This window comes from Protaetiibacter larvae, from assembly GCF_008365275.1.
Classification (GTDB): domain Bacteria; phylum Actinomycetota; class Actinomycetes; order Actinomycetales; family Microbacteriaceae; genus Homoserinibacter; species Homoserinibacter larvae.
Genome location: NZ_CP043504.1, coordinates 2,428,469 through 2,442,496 on the forward strand (window position 1 = coordinate 2,428,469; position 14,028 = coordinate 2,442,496).

Genomic DNA, 14,028 nt, shown 5'->3' on the forward strand with positions numbered 1-14,028 from the left:
AAGCATATGCGGCGCATCCTGAGAGACGAGAAAGCCCGGCCCCGCGATCGCGGAACCGGGCTCTCGAAGAGGTCGCGGACGACTACGCGTCGCGCTTTTCCTTGATCTTGGCCTTCTTGCCGCGCAGTTCGCGCAGGTAGTAGAGCTTCGCGCGGCGCACGTCACCGCGGGTGACGACCTCGATGTGGTCGATCACCGGGGAGTGCACGGGGAAGGTGCGCTCGACGCCCACCTGGAAGCTCACCTTGCGGACGGTGAAGGTCTCGCGGACGCCCTCGTTGGCACGGGCGATCACGACGCCCTGGAACACCTGGATACGGCTGCGCGAGCCTTCGATGATGTTCACGTGCACCTTGACGGTGTCGCCGGGACGGAAGTCGGGGATGTCGGAACGGAGGGATGCAGCGTCGACGTCGTCGAGGATGTGCATGGGAGCTTCGCCTTCTGCGACCGCCACAGGTCGAACGCGGGTATCGAGAATCAGGGATGGAGTGGCGCTTCACGCGGCGACGGCCCCCCTGTGGCAGGGCCGTGCGGAAGCACAAGGAGCAATTCTGCCATACGCGGGGCCTCCCCCGCGACTCGGTCAGCCGCGCTGGTCGGTGACATCCTCCGAGGTCACCACGATGACCTCGCCGATGTCGACCGGGCGCTGCTGCGGCACCGAGGCGCGCGCGCCGCGGGTGGTCGCATCGATGTCGTCCATGACCGCCCGCACCCGACGACGGCCCTCGGTGACGAGCTGCCAGAGCGCGAGCCAGAACGCGGCCAGAACGAGCACCACCGCGGCGACCACGAGGCCCGGATGCGTCACGAAGCCGGTCGCCGCGAGCACCGCCCAGAGCGCCGCGAGCACACCGGCATCCCCCCACGACACCGCCGCGGCCTGACGGACCCCCGGGCGCCAGACGATGAGGCCGCCGATCACGAGCAGCGCGAGGAACAGGATCGGGCTCACCACGAGAGCGCCGACGAAGCCCCAGCCGAGGCCGTCGACGAGGATGCCGTGGCCGATGAGCACCCACAGCGGCAGCACGAAGGCCAACGGGAACAGCAGGCGGTAGACGACGCGGCGGACGACCATCGGCCAAGGCTACGCTTTTCGGGTGATAGAACTCCGAACGCCCGCTGAGATCGAGCAGATGAAGGCCGCAGGCCGATTCGTGGCGAGCGTGCTCGAGGCGACGCGCGACGCCGCCGACGTCGGGGTGAACCTCCTGGAGCTCGACCGCCTCGCGCATGACATGATCCGCGCGGCGGGGGCCGAGAGCTGCTACATCGACTACCACCCCTCCTTCGGCGGATCGAAGTTCGGCAAGGCCATCTGCACCTCCGTCAACGACGCCGTGCTGCACGGGCTCCCCCACGACTACCGGCTGCGCGACGGCGACCTGCTGTCACTCGACTTCGCCGCATCCGTCGACGGCTGGGTCGCCGACTCGGCGCTCTCGCTCGTGGTGGGTGACGCCGACCCCGCTGACCTCGCGCTCATCGACACGGTCGAGCGGGCGCTCGAGGCCGGCATCGCCGCCGCGACGGTCGGCAACCGGATCGGCGACATCTCGGCATCCATCGGCGACGTGGCGGACGCCGCGGGACTGTCGGTCAACCTCGACTTCGGCGGGCACGGCGTGGGCCGCGTGATGCACGGCGACCCGCACATCCCGAACGACGGGCGCCGCAAGCGCGGGCTGCCGCTGCGCGCGGGGCTGGTGTTCGCGATCGAGCCGTGGTTCATGCAGACCACCGACGAGATCTACACCGACAAGGACGGCTGGACGCTGCGCTCCCGCGACGGCTCCCGCGGCGCCCACGTGGAGCACACGGTGGCCATCACGCCCGACGGCCCCCTCGTGCTGACCGCCCGCACCAGCTGATGCGCTTCATGGCGCAGCTGGAGCCGTGACCTTGCGGCGGGGGAAACGCCTCCCGCCGCGCGGTCGTAGCTCCAGCCGCGCCATGACCGCTCAGTCGCGGAGGAGCTCGGGGCGGATGCGGCGCGTGCGCTCGAGCTGCTGCTCGCGGCGCCAGGCGGCGATCGCCGCGTGGTTGCCCGACAGCAGCACGGGCGGGGTCTCGAGCTCGCGCCAGACGGCGGGCTTGGTGTAGCTCGGGTACTCGAGCAGGCCGTCCTCGTGGCTCTCCTCGACGAGCGACTCCGGGTTGCCGACCATGCCCGGCACGAGCCGCCCCGCCGCCTCGATGATCGCCATCGCGGCCACCTCGCCGCCGTTGAGCACGTAGTCGCCGAGGCTCAGCTCCCGCACGGCCGCCACCTCGGGGCGGGTGCGCGTGTGGTCAACGACACGCTGGTCGATGCCCTCGTAGCGCCCGCAGCAGAACACCAGGTGCGGCGCATCCGCGAGTTCGCGCGCGACGGGCTGCCGGAACAGCTCGCCGGCGGGCGTCGGGAAGACGACCACGGCATCCGCCGTCCCCGCGAGGATCGTGTCGAGCGCCTCGCCCCACGGCTCCGGCTTCATGACCATGCCCGCGCCGCCCCCAGTCGGGGTGTCGTCGACGGTGCGATGGCGGTCGTGGGTGAAACCCCGCAGATCGTGCACGCGGATGTCGATGAGGCCCGACTGGCGGGCCTTGCCGAGCAGCGACACGTCGAGCACCGAGAAGAACTCGGGGAAGATCGTGACGACGTCGATGCGCACCCGTCGAGCGTATCGGGCGAAGTCCGACGCCCGGTGCCCTTCGCCTGCAGCGTGCGGCTCATCCCCTCCCCACGTCGGAGTTCGTGCGCGCCTCCCCGAGTCGGTGCCGCGGTCGCGCGGCTCGGCCCGCACAGGGCGAGGCTGCGGACATGACCCAACACATCCTCGACACCGCCACCCTCCGCGCGCACGGGTTCACGAGTCGCGCGATCGCGCAAGCGCTCGCCGAGCACCGGCTGGTGAAGCTCCGCCGCGGGAAGTACGCGCGCCCCGATGCGCCCCCCGAGCTCCTCGCGGCCGCCCGCGCGGGCGGGCGGTTGAGCTGCGTTTCCGCGCTCGCCCACCACGGCGCATGGACGCTCGAACACACCCTCCATGTTCGGATCGCGCGGGGTGTCGCTGCCGCGGGGCGCGGGGTGCACATCCACTGGACCGACGAGCGCGGCTTCGGAGACGTCGACGACCCGGAGACCGCGCTCGGGATCGCGATCTCGTGCCTCACCTTCCGAGAGGCGGTGGTCGTGGTGGACTCCCTGGGCAACCGCGGCATCCTGCCGTGGGCGACGGTGGAGGCGGTCTGCCGACGGACGCCGCGGGGCCGCCGCGTGCTCGCGGCCGCGGACCCGAGGAGCGAGTCGGGGCTGGAGACCCTCGCGCGGCTCGCGCTCCGCTCGCGGCGGGTGCGCCTCCGCAGCCAGGTGCAGATTCCCGGGATCGGCCGGGTGGATCTTCTCATCGGCGACCGACTCGTGCTCGAGCTCGACGGTGAGAGCTTCCACGGCGATTTCGACCGTGACCGAGCGCGCGACCGCGCGCTGGTGCTGGCCGGGTACCTCGTGGTGCGCGTCAGCTACCGGCAGCTCATGGACGACTGGGCGAGCGTGGAGGCGCAGCTCATGGAGCTGGTGCGACGCGGCGAGCACGTGCGGCGCCCGCTGCGCGGATGAAATCCGACGCACGCCGAGCTATGCCTGCAGCGTGCGGGCGAAGGTCACTCGGCGTCGGATTCCGGGGCGGGGTCGGGGTCGGGGAGGTCCTCGAAGAGGCCGGCGGGCGGGGTGAGGGTCACGATGCCGGCGGCGATGTCGACCGTGGGCACGATCGCCGAGACGAACGGCACGAGCACCTCGCGGTCGCCCGCCTTCACGACGAGCAGATCCTGGGCGGGAAGATGCTCGACCCGCACGATCGACCCCACCTCGACGCCGTCACGCAGGGCGTGCAGGCCGACCAGCTGGTGGTCGTACCAGGCGTCGGGCTCCTGCTCGGCCGCGACGTCCGCGTCCACCCACAGGATCGCCTTCACGAGCGTCTCCGCCGCGGTGCGGTCGTCGATGCCGTCGAAGAACGCCACCGGATGCCCGTTGTACCAGCGCAGCTCGGCGAGCTCGAGGCTCTTGCCGTGCCACGGGGACGAGGTGGGCACCTGCAGCGAGAACGTCGCGCCCGGCACGAAACGTTTCGCCGGGTCGTCGGTGTACAGCTCCACCTTGAGCGCACCCTTGAGGCCGTGCGCCTTGATGAGCCGCCCGACGCGCAGCTGAGTGGTGCCGGGGCGCTTCGCCCGGCTCACGCCGCGTCGGTGTCGACGACGTCGACGCGCACGCGGCGACCGTCGGCGAGCGCGGTCACGAGGGCGCGCAGCGCCTTCGCGGTGCGCCCCGAGCGGCCGATGACGCGGCCGAGGTCCTCGGGGTGCACGCGCACCTCGAGGACCTCGCCGCGCGAGGTGCTCGACGAATCCACCTGCACGTCATCCGGGTGATCGACGATCCCCTTGACGAGGTGCTCCAGGGCGGATGCGAGCATCGAATTACTCCTTGTCGGCGTCGGCCGACTCGGCGGCCTCGGGCTCGACAGCGGCCTCGACGACCTCGGACTCCTCGACCTCGGCGGCGGGCTCCGAGGCGACAGCAGCCTTCTTCTCGGCCTTCGGCTTGAGAACCGGCTTCTTCTTCTCGTCGGCGACGAAGGCCACCGGGGCCTCCTTGGTCTTGAGGGTGCTCTTGGCACCCTTCTCGCCCTTGAAGGTGCCCCAGTCGCCGGTGATCTTGAGGATCGCGACGACCTGCTCGGTCGGCTGCGCGCCGACGCCGAGCCAGTACTGGGCGCGCTCGGAGTCGACCTCGATGAACGAGGGCTCCTCGGTGGGGTGGTACTTGCCGATCTCCTCGATCACGCGACCATCGCGCTTGGTGCGCGAGTCGGCGACGACGATGCGGTAGTACGGGGCACGGATCTTGCCGAGCCGCTTGAGGCGGATCTTGACAGCCACAATTCTCCTGAAAACGTGTGTGTTGGGGTCGAACTGCTCCCGTGCGCGTGGGGGCACACTCCGGCAGAAAGCTCTGAAGGGGGATCCGTCGCGCCAGATAGAGGGTCGGGCGGCGCGGACCCAACGCACTATTCTGGCACGTCCTGAGGCGAGGTGCTACCAGGGTCGACCGCATCGAGCGCGTCGAAGAGTCCGGTGCGCCACCAGGCGTAGTCGTGGCCGCCCGCGTAGCGGACGAGACCGGCCTCGGCTCCCCCGGCGACGGCGGCCGCGCGGAACGCCTCGGCACCCGTCACCATGTCGCGCTCCTCCGACCCCACCTGGATGAGGAACCGCCCCGGGACCCGCACCCCGATGAGCGCGTCCAGCAGTTCGCCGCGCTGCCCCGCGGGCGGGCGCGGTGGCGCATCCGGCCGGAAGTGGAAGGAGCCCGACTGCACGATCGCCGTGGCGGCGAGATCCGGGCGGGTGGCGACGACGGCCGCCGCCGCGAGCCCGCCGTAGCTCTGGCCCGCGACAATCACCGACGCGGGGTCGGTGCACCCGACCGCCGGCAGCACGTCGTGCGCGAGGAGCGCCGACACTCGCGCCGGATGCGGCAGCACGGCGGCGCGCTGGGCGTTCGTGCCCGCGGGCACGAACACGACCCGACGAGGCGATCCGCCCCACCGCGCGAAGGCGTCGAGTGCCCCGATCCCCCGCCAGCGCTCGCCGTCGAAGAGCACGAGCAGCCCGACGGCATCCGCGTCCGGCTCCCACACCGTGAGCTCGAGTCCCGCCGCGGTGACCGCCGTGCGTGCTCGACCGGGCGAGAGCTTCGGCGCATCCGCATCCCACACGGCGTGCCGCCGCGACCCGGGCATCCGCAGCACCGAGGAGGTCTCGCCGAGCGGGTCGGGGATGCGGTCGGGATTGCGGGGGTCGGGGCGCCCGAGCCGGTGCACCCGCAGCCACCCCTCGCGGGTGCGCCCGGCGTCGATCGGCAGCTCGCGCGCCACCACCAGGCGATAGCTGAGTTCGAGCCCGTCCGGCAGCAGGTAGCCGAGGGCACGGTGGCGCGTTCCGGGGACCGGCCGCAACAGGGCGGGTCGGATGTCGGTGCGGTGCCCGTCGGTGAGCCCGTTGAGGTGCACCATCGCGTCGTGCCCCTCCGGCACGTCCTCCGCGAGGAAGGTGACCTCGCGCAGCGCCCGTCCCGCCCTCCGCTGGACGCCGCCGACGGCCGGCCAGCCGCCCGCGACGGCGTCGGGGTGCGCCCCCGCCGCGAGGGCGCGGATGGCGTCCGTCTCGACGCGGAACGGGGCGCCGTCGACATCCAGCGGCGTGGCGCGCGCCGTCATCCGACGACCGCCTCGGGGCCGGCGAGCGGCACGACGAGCGGGGTTCCGGTGACCGGGTCGTCGATGATCCGCGCGCGGATGCCGAACACCCGCTCGAGCAGCTCGCTCGTCACCAGCTCGCCGGGCGCGCCCTCGGCGACGATCGCACCGTCTTTCATGACGACGAGGTGGCTGGCGTAGCGGGCGGCCTGGTTGAGGTCGTGCAGCACCGCGACGACCGTGTGGCCCTCGTCGCGCTGCAGCCGCCGGCACAGCTCCAGCACCTCGAGCTGGTGGGAGAGGTCGAGGAAGGTGGTCGGCTCGTCGAGCAGGAGCAGTCCGGTGCGCTGGGCGAGCACCATCGCGAGCAGCACGCGCTGCCGCTGCCCGCCCGAGAGCTCGTGGATGCCCCGCTCCGCGAACTCCTCGACGCCCGTGGCGCGCATGGCGGCATCCACGGCCTCCGCATCCTGGGCGGACCACTGCCGCAGCAGCGACTGGTGCGGGAACCGGCCGCGGGCCACGAGGTCGACGACGCTGATGCCGTCGGGCAGCTCGATCGCCTGCGGCAGCAGGGCGAGTCGCCTCGCGACCTCCTTCACGGGGTAGCCGTGGATGTCGCGGCCGTCGAGCACCACGCCACCCGCTTCGGGACGCAGCAGTCGGGCGAGGGCGCGCAGCAGCGTCGACTTGCCGCAGGCGTTCGGGCCCACGATCACCGTGAAGCCGGCGTCGGGGATCTCGAGCGACAGCCCGTCGACGACGGTGCGGCGCTCGTAGCCGAGCCGGAGCTCGTGGGCGGTCAGGCGGGATGGGGTCACGATCGTCTTCCTTCAGAGGCGTGAGCGCGCGGGTCGGGCGAGCAGCCACAGCAGGTAGCCGCCGCCGAGCACGCCGGTCATGAGGCCGACGGGGGCGGACAGCTGCAACGGCAGGTGCTGGCTGAGCAGGTCGGCGCCGAGCAGCAGCACGGCGCCCATGAGGGCGGCCCCGACGAGCGGCGGACGCGTGCCGCGGCCGAGGCGCGCGGCGAGCTGCGGGGCGGCGAGGGCGACGAACGAGATCGGTCCGGCCGTGGCGGTGGCGAAGCCGACGAGCGCCACCGCGACGGTCATCGTGCCGTAGCGCAGCAGGCCCACCCGGATGCCGAGCTGCTGCGCGAGGTCGTCGCCGAGCTCCAGGGTGGCGAGGCGGCGCTGCAGCACCACGAGCACCGGCAGCAGCACGAGCACCGCGCCGACGACGGGGACCACCTCGTCCCAGCCGCGCGCGTTGAGGGTGCCGGTGAGCCAGATCTGGGCGAGGATCGCGTCATCGCGCTCCCCACGGGTCAGCAGCAGATCGTTGAATGCCGCCAGCAGCGCCCCGACGCCGATGCCGACCAGCACGAGGCGGTAGCCGGCATCCCGTGCACCCCGCCTCCGGGCGAGCAGCGCGACGAGCAGCGCGGTCGCCACTCCCCCGAGCACCGCCGCGAGCGAGACCCCCGCGGGTGGCGCCTGCAGCAGCAGGATCGCGGTGATGGCGCCGGTGGCCGCCCCCGTGACGAAGCCGATGACGTCGGGCGAGCCGAGCGGGTTGCGCGAGAGCGACTGGAAGACGGCGCCCGAGAGTCCGAGCGCCGCGCCGACGGCGAGCGCGCCGACCAGACGGGGAAGGCGGATGAGCACCACGACGCGCTCGACGGGGCCGGGAGCGGTGCCCGCGACGAGGTCGGCGAGATCCTGGGGCGCGATCGCGTAGGTGCCGGTGAACACCGCGATCACCGCGAGCGGGACGAGCAGCGCGGCGAGCACGACGGCCACCCGGGCGGGTCGGGGATGCCAGCGGAACGAGACGCGCCCTCCGCCGCCGCGGAACACCCGCGCGGCACCCGCGGCGCGATCCTGCCCGCTCACAGTCGCACCAGCCGGCGCCGACGCACGATGAGGATGAACACGGGGGCGCCGATGAGCGCCGTGACGATCGAGGTGGGCAGCTCGGCGGGCGAGCGCAGGATGCGCGCCAGGATGTCGGCCCCGAGGATCACGACGACCGCCCAGACCATGGCGAGCGGCATCACCCAGCGGTAGTCGGGGCCGACGAGCATGCGCACGCCGAGCGCGGCGAGCAGGCCGACGAAGCCGATCGGCCCGGCGGCGGCCGTGGCGGTGCCGGCCAGGACGACCACGACGAGCAGGCCGAGCCCGGCGGTGCGACGCGGGTCGACCCCGAGCGCGCGGCCGGTGTCCCAGCCCAACGCTGCAGCGTTGAGCGCCCGCGTGAGCAGCAGGGCGAGTGCGGCGGCGGGCGCCACGATCGCCGCGGTCGTCGCCACGACCTCCCAGGAGCGGCCCTGCAGGGAGCCGACCACCCAGTGCCGGAAGGCGTCGAACACCTCGGGGAAGTTGATGAGCAGCACCTGCGTGTAGGCGCCCAGCACGACGCTGAGCGCGGCGCCGGCGAGCACGAGCCGCACGGGGTCGGTGCCGCGGCGGAACGCCCCGCCGAGCGCGCCGACGACGATCGCGGCCGCCGCCGCGCCCACGAAGGCGAACAGGGCGTGCCCGAAGGGGCCGGCGTGCGCGCCGAGCGAGATCGCCGTGGCGGCGGCAGCGGCGGCGCCCGCGTTGATGCCGAGCAGTCCCGGTTCGGCGAGCGGATTGCGGGTGAGGGCCTGCATGGTCGTTGCGGCCGCACCGAGCGCCACCCCGACGGCGATCCCGAGCAGGGTGCGCGGCAGCCGCAGCTCGAGCACGATGAGCTGCTGCGTGCTCGTGCGATCCGCATCGGTGAGCGCCTGCCAGATCAGCTCGGGCGGCACCGGCTGGGCGCCCACCATGACGCTCTCGATCGCGAGCAGGACGGCCAGCACGAGCCCGGCGCCGAGCGCGACCCCCGCCCGTCGGGAGGCGCGCGGAACGCGCCGCCGGCGGCTGGCCGGCGGCGCGTCCGCGTGCGATGCGGTGCGGATGGCGGTCAGGCGAACGCCTTCTCGATCGCCGCGACCACGCCGAGGGCGCTGTAGTAGTCGATGCGGAACGAGGTGGCGCCGAGCGGGACGATGCCGTCGGAGGTGACGGCCGGGGCGTTGGCGAACACGGGCGTCGCGGCGAGCGCCTCGGCATCCGACTCCTCCCCCGACACGAGGAACACCGTCTGGCCGGTGAGGGCGACCGCCGAGTTCTCGAGCGAGACGAAGGCGAAGTCGTTGCGCGGCTGCTCGCTCGTGTCGAACTCGTCGGGCGCACCCTCGACCGTGAAGCCGAGCGCGGTCAGCAGTTGAGCGTGGGCGCCCTGCGGCTTCGCGAAGGCGAGGTCGTATTCCGCACCCGAGAACACGACGGCGTTCGCGGTGCCCTCCGGCACGGTGATCTCCCCCGCCACGCGGGCGACCTCGGCGTCGAACGACTCGACCAGCTGCGCGGCCTGCTCCTCGAGCCCGGTCGCCTCGCCGAGCTTCTCGGCGAGCAGCTGCCAGCTGTCGGCGCCGTAGTCGAGCACGATCGTCGGCGCGATCTCGGAGAGCGCCTCGTACTGGTCGGCGGTCGAGTCGGCGCCCGTCGTGGAGACCACGATGAGGTCGGGTTCGGCCGCGATCACGGCCTCCTCGTCGAACTCCAGGTCGGGGTAGAGCACCTCGACCCCGGCGTCGGCGGCGGCATCCGACCACTGCGCGAAGAAGCCGTTGTCGTCGGCGATGCCGCCGGGGCTCGTCGCCGAGCTCGCGACGACGGGCGCGCCGATCGCCAGCAGGGTGCCGGTGAGAGTGAGCGAGGTCGAGACGATGCGGACCGGTTTGGCCGGGATCTCGGTCTCGCCGAGCTCGTGCTCGATGACGCGCGGCCAGCTCTCGTCGGCGGCCGCGCGCTCTCCGGGTGCCGTGGTGGTGGGAGCGCACCCGGAGAGGGCGAGGCCCGCGGCGAGCGCGACCGCGAGGGCGGCGCGCAGGGTGGGTCGTGACATGGGTCTTCCTTGTCGATTCGCTGTGCTGATCCGTCCGCGTGGACGGCGACGGGGATCCGTCAGTCCTCGAGGTCCGCGTGGTGGTCGTGGGCGGCGACACCGGATTTCCAGTAGCCGTCCACCTCCCACCGTTCGCGGGCGATCCCGCGCTCGCGTAGCAGGCGGCGCGCGGGGATGAGGCTGCGTGCCTCCCCGGCCATCCAGATGAAGGTGTCCTCGTCGTCGAGGTCCTCGGATGCCAGGGCGGCGGTCAGCGCAGCGCCGCGGTCGCCGTCGACCGGGAGCAGCAGGGTTCGGAGCGTGACGCCGGGGCGGGCGGCGTCGAGGAACTCGTCGGGGGTCGTCGAGAGCCCGATGACCGTGGCGGGACGACCGTCGAGATCGTCGAGGAAACGGGCGAGGGCGGGCTGCGCGGTCTCGTCGGCGACGAAGAGGTAGCGCGCGTAGTCGTCGGGGTAGAGGTGCGAGCCGCGAGGCCCGAGCACCCCCACCTCGTCACCGGGAGCGACGCGCTCGGCCCAGCGCCCGGCGGGACCGTGCGGGTGCAGCACGAGGTCGATCCACAGTTCGCCCGCCGCCGGGTCGAGGCGGCGCACGGTGTAGTCGCGCAGGATGGGCGGCGTGACCGGGCGCTCGATCCGATCGTCCACCACGTCCGGAACCCGGAGCTCTCCCGTGAGCTCGTCGGGCAGCACGAGCTTCACGTGGTCGGTGCTCGCGAAGGCGGGGAAGGGGAACCCGGCCTCGAGCGCCTCGCCCCCGAGCACGACGCGGCGCATGCGCGCGGTGAGCGACTCGACGCGCAGCACCGTCAACCGGCGGGAACGCAGGGGGTGCATGACGGTGCGGATGCGGCGGGGGGTGTGTGACGACATGGCTTTCCAGAGGGGTACCTGGTGAGCTTAGGATTACCTAACTAGCGCCGATCCCGATGATCGGACACCTTCCCCGCCCGCAGGACTCCGAGGAGCGCCATGACCGCGCACGCACCGCGACTGCGCGACAGCGTCGCCCACGTGCATCCGGTCGACGAGCTCACCTGGGTGGCGTCGGGGCACTCGACCGTGCTCATCGACGAGGTGCCGTGGCAGCTCGACACCCGGACGGCGTTGCTCATCCCGTCCGGTGTCGAGCACGTCGTGGTGCCGCGACCCGACTCGCTCGTCTTCCCGGTGCTCGTCCCGGAACTCGCCACGGCGACCGGCGTGGAACGGCCCGTGCTCATCCGGCGCGGCGGTGCGCTCGACGATCTCGTCGCGGTCGTGCTGCAGCCCGGACTCGCCGAAGAAGGCGCGGTGCCCGCCGCCCACCAGCGGATCCGCGAACTGCTGCCGTGCCTCGTCGACGACCGCCCCACCCTGCCGGTCGACGACCGCGCCCGTCAGGTGGCGCGCGCGATCCTGGCCTCCCCCGGCGACGAGCGCTCGCTCGAGGAGTGGGCGACCAGCTGCCACACCTCGAGCAAGACCCTGCAGCGCTCGTTCCGGCGCGAGACCGGGCTCACCTTCCCGCAGTGGCGTCAGGCGGCGCGGCTGAGCGCGGCGCGGCGGATGCTGGACGCCGGAGCGCCCGTCGCCCACGTCGCGCGCGCGGTCGGCTACGCCGGGGCGACACCGTTCATCGAGGCGTTCCGGCGGAGATACGGGACGACGCCGGCACGCGCTCGCGCGGCCTCCTCCGCGACAGGGCGACGCCCGTGAGGCACAGCACGCCGCCGATCACGGCGAGCACGCCGGGCACCTCCCGGAATACGAGCCAGCCCGCGAGGATCGCGAGCGGCGGCACGAGATACGTCGAGATCCCGAGCTGCCCGGCGGGCACCCGGGCGAGCGCGTAGCCCCAGCTCGTGAAGGCGAGCGCCGTCGGGACGACGCCGAGATAGACGACGCCCCACAGCGCCGCGGACGAGGCGACGGAAGCCTCCGCGACCAGCTGCCCGGCGAACGGCAGGCAGGCGACCATGCCGATCACGCAGCCGAGGAAGGTGACCTGCACGGGCGGAAGGCGGCGTACGAGCGGCTTCTGGGCGAGCACCCCGACCGCGTAGGTCACCGCCGACGCGACCGCCCAGATCACGCCCGCCACGTCGATCCGGCCCCCGGAACCGAAGACGCTCGTCGCGAGCCCGATGAGCAGCACCCCGGTGAACGCGACCCCGGCACCGATCGCGAGCCAACGCGGGATGCCCTCGCCGAGGAAGAGCCCCGCACCCAGGGCGATCAGGATGGGGCCGATGTTCACGATCATCGCGGTCGTGCCCGCGTCGAGGGTGTGCTCGGCGAGGTTCAGCGTCACGTTGTACGCGCCGAACCAGGCCACCCCGTAGAGCACGAGCAGCGCCCACTCGCGGCCGCTCGGGCGCAGCCAGCGACGCGTGACCAGCAGGAGCGCGCCGATCGCCACGGAGCCCGCCGTGAGCCGGCCGAGCGCGAGCGCTCCCCCGCCGATCTCGGGCGCGACGCCGCGGATCACGATGAACGCGCTCGCCCAGGCGAGCACCGTGAACCCGATGGCGGCCAGCACGGCGGGCGAGAGACGAGTGGTGGGCATCCCGCCACGCTACGCGCGACGCCCGACGCGCACCGTCGCCCCACTGCCATCTGCTGACGCAATCCCGCCACGGATGCGGCCGGGCTGTCAGACTCTGCGGATGGAGATCCCCTTCGCGCCGTCGGCCCGCGGCACGGTCGGCATCGAGTGGGAGCTCATGCTCGTCGACCCCGCGACCGGGCAGCTCGCGGGCCGCGGACCCGAGGTGCTCGAACGGGTCGCGGCGGCCGCCGACCCGGAGGCCCGGCACACCGTGACGGGCGAACTGCTCACCAACACGGTCGAGGTGACGAGCGGCGTGGGGCGGGACGTCGCCGAGGCGACCGCCGACATCGCCGCCGCGATCGCCGAGGTGCGCACCGCCACCGAGCCGCTCGGGCTCGAGCTCATGTGCGCGGGCAGCCACCCCTTCGCCCAGTGGTACGACCAGACCGTCACCGACAAGACCCGGTACCACACCCTCATCCAGCGCACCCAGTGGTGGGGGCGCAACATGATGATCTGGGGCGTGCACGTGCACATCGGGGTCGAGGACGTGCGCAAGGTGATGCCGCTCGTGAACGCGCTGCTGTGCTCGCTGCCGCAGCTGCAGGCGCTCGCCGCGTCGAGCCCGTTCTGGGCGGGCGAACGCACCGGCTACGCGTCGAACCGGGCGCTCGTCTTCCAGCAGCTGCCGACCGCCGGGCTGCCCTGGCTGCTCGAGGACTGGGCCGGCTTCGAGGGCTACCTCGACGACATGGTGCGCACCGGGATCATGGCGGACGCCACCGAGGTGCGCTGGGACATCCGCCCGGCGCCGCGGTGGGGCACCATCGAGATCCGGGCATGCGACGGGATGTCGACGCTGCCCGAGCTCGCGAGCGTCGCGGCGCTCGCCCAGGTGCTCGTGGAGCACCTCTCCCGCGAGCTCGACGCGGGACGCGAACTGCCGGGGCTGCCGCCCTGGTATCACCGTGAGAACAAGTGGCGGGCGGCGCGCTACGGGCTCGAGGCGGAGCTCATCGTCGACCGCGCGGGCCGCGAGCGGCCGGTCGGGGCGCACCTCGAGGAGCTGCTCGATGAGCTCGCGCCGATCGCCGACGAGCTCGGCTGCGCCTCCGAGCTCGCGGGCGTGCGCCGCACCCTCGACACGGGCGCGAGCTACCAGCGGCAGCTCGCCGTGGCGGATGCCGCGGGCGGCGAGCTGGGCGCGGTGGCCGCGCACCTCATCCGCGAGTTCCGCGAAGGTCCGGCGGCGAGCACGCGCTGAGGTATCAGCGCACCCGAGGCTCGCTCC

Annotated in this window: 17 protein-coding genes; 4 read left to right on the forward strand and 13 right to left on the reverse strand. The window is 73.0% G+C overall.

The features are described from left to right. Positions 1-82 precede the first annotated feature (82 nt). Both rplS and FLP23_RS11515 read right to left on the reverse strand, forming a co-directional pair. Positions 83-430 carry a 50S ribosomal protein L19 gene (rplS, locus tag FLP23_RS11510; protein WP_149325989.1) on the reverse strand — a complete coding sequence of 116 codons (348 nt, stop codon included), beginning with the start codon at positions 428-430 and terminating at the stop codon, positions 83-85. 156 nt (positions 431-586) lie between these two features. Continuing rightward, positions 587-1,084: an MFS transporter gene (locus FLP23_RS11515; protein ID WP_149325990.1), complete on the reverse strand. Its 498-nt coding sequence runs from the start codon at positions 1,082-1,084 to the stop codon at positions 587-589. 22 nt (positions 1,085-1,106) lie between these two features. Here FLP23_RS11515 and map point away from each other — a divergent pair, with 22 nt between their 5' ends. Then, on the forward strand, positions 1,107-1,877 hold the full coding sequence (map, locus tag FLP23_RS11520) for a type I methionyl aminopeptidase (RefSeq protein ID WP_149325991.1): 771 nt from the start codon (positions 1,107-1,109) through the stop codon (positions 1,875-1,877). A gap of 90 nt (positions 1,878-1,967) precedes the next feature. On the opposite strand, the gene trmD is transcribed toward map, so the two are convergent. After that, positions 1,968-2,663: a tRNA (guanosine(37)-N1)-methyltransferase TrmD gene (gene trmD / locus FLP23_RS11525; RefSeq protein WP_149325992.1), complete on the reverse strand. Its 696-nt coding sequence runs from the start codon at positions 2,661-2,663 to the stop codon at positions 1,968-1,970. A gap of 149 nt (positions 2,664-2,812) precedes the next feature. On the opposite strand from trmD, the gene FLP23_RS11530 reads away from it, so the two are divergent. Further along, positions 2,813-3,610, forward strand: a complete 798-nt coding sequence (locus tag FLP23_RS11530; protein WP_149325993.1) for a DUF559 domain-containing protein — start codon at positions 2,813-2,815, stop codon at positions 3,608-3,610. A gap of 44 nt (positions 3,611-3,654) precedes the next feature. Here FLP23_RS11530 and rimM read toward each other — a convergent pair whose 3' ends face one another. The 9 genes from rimM to FLP23_RS11575 all read right to left on the reverse strand — a co-directional run bounded on the left by rimM (position 3,655) and on the right by FLP23_RS11575 (position 11,077). Next, positions 3,655-4,236 (reverse strand): ribosome maturation factor RimM, encoded by a 582-nt coding sequence (gene rimM, locus FLP23_RS11535; protein WP_149325994.1) that lies wholly within the window; start codon positions 4,234-4,236, stop codon positions 3,655-3,657. Next, a complete protein-coding gene (locus FLP23_RS11540; RefSeq protein WP_120762935.1) occupies positions 4,233-4,472 on the reverse strand; it encodes an RNA-binding protein in 240 nt (79 codons plus the stop codon). Before FLP23_RS11540 ends, rimM begins: the two co-directional genes overlap by 4 nt. A gap of 4 nt (positions 4,473-4,476) precedes the next feature. Beyond that, positions 4,477-4,938 (reverse strand): 30S ribosomal protein S16, encoded by a 462-nt coding sequence (rpsP, locus tag FLP23_RS11545; protein WP_149325995.1) that lies wholly within the window; start codon positions 4,936-4,938, stop codon positions 4,477-4,479. A gap of 128 nt (positions 4,939-5,066) precedes the next feature. Further along, positions 5,067-6,278 (reverse strand): enterochelin esterase domain-containing protein, encoded by a 1,212-nt coding sequence (locus FLP23_RS11550; protein ID WP_149325996.1) that lies wholly within the window; start codon positions 6,276-6,278, stop codon positions 5,067-5,069. Further along, on the reverse strand, positions 6,275-7,081 hold the full coding sequence (locus FLP23_RS11555) for an ABC transporter ATP-binding protein (protein ID WP_210414055.1): 807 nt from the start codon (positions 7,079-7,081) through the stop codon (positions 6,275-6,277). Before FLP23_RS11555 ends, FLP23_RS11550 begins: the two co-directional genes overlap by 4 nt. A 9-nt stretch (positions 7,082-7,090) precedes the next feature. Then, positions 7,091-8,155: a FecCD family ABC transporter permease gene (locus FLP23_RS11560; protein WP_210413865.1), complete on the reverse strand. Its 1,065-nt coding sequence runs from the start codon at positions 8,153-8,155 to the stop codon at positions 7,091-7,093. Further along, entirely contained in the window at positions 8,152-9,111 is a 960-nt protein-coding gene (locus FLP23_RS11565; RefSeq protein WP_210413867.1) for a FecCD family ABC transporter permease, read from the reverse strand. The genes FLP23_RS11560 and FLP23_RS11565 overlap by 4 nt, the downstream gene beginning before the upstream one ends. A 104-nt stretch (positions 9,112-9,215) precedes the next feature. Then, positions 9,216-10,202 carry a Fe2+-enterobactin ABC transporter substrate-binding protein gene (fepB, locus tag FLP23_RS11570; RefSeq protein ID WP_149325998.1) on the reverse strand — a complete coding sequence of 329 codons (987 nt, stop codon included), beginning with the start codon at positions 10,200-10,202 and terminating at the stop codon, positions 9,216-9,218. 59 nt (positions 10,203-10,261) lie between these two features. Beyond that, positions 10,262-11,077 (reverse strand): siderophore-interacting protein, encoded by an 816-nt coding sequence (locus FLP23_RS11575; RefSeq protein WP_149325999.1) that lies wholly within the window; start codon positions 11,075-11,077, stop codon positions 10,262-10,264. A 99-nt stretch (positions 11,078-11,176) separates the two neighbouring features. Between FLP23_RS11575 and FLP23_RS11580 the strand changes: the two genes are divergently transcribed. After that, positions 11,177-11,902 carry a helix-turn-helix domain-containing protein gene (locus tag FLP23_RS11580; RefSeq protein WP_149326000.1) on the forward strand — a complete coding sequence of 242 codons (726 nt, stop codon included), beginning with the start codon at positions 11,177-11,179 and terminating at the stop codon, positions 11,900-11,902. Here the strand turns inward: FLP23_RS11580 and FLP23_RS11585 are convergent. Continuing rightward, positions 11,820-12,752: a DMT family transporter gene (locus tag FLP23_RS11585; protein WP_149326001.1), complete on the reverse strand. Its 933-nt coding sequence runs from the start codon at positions 12,750-12,752 to the stop codon at positions 11,820-11,822. The genes FLP23_RS11580 and FLP23_RS11585 overlap by 83 nt on opposite strands. Positions 12,753-12,852: 100 nt before the next feature. On the opposite strand from FLP23_RS11585, the gene FLP23_RS11590 reads away from it, so the two are divergent. Further along, on the forward strand, positions 12,853-14,001 hold the full coding sequence (locus FLP23_RS11590) for a glutamate--cysteine ligase (protein WP_149326002.1): 1,149 nt from the start codon (positions 12,853-12,855) through the stop codon (positions 13,999-14,001). Positions 14,002-14,028: the final 27 nt, after the last annotated feature.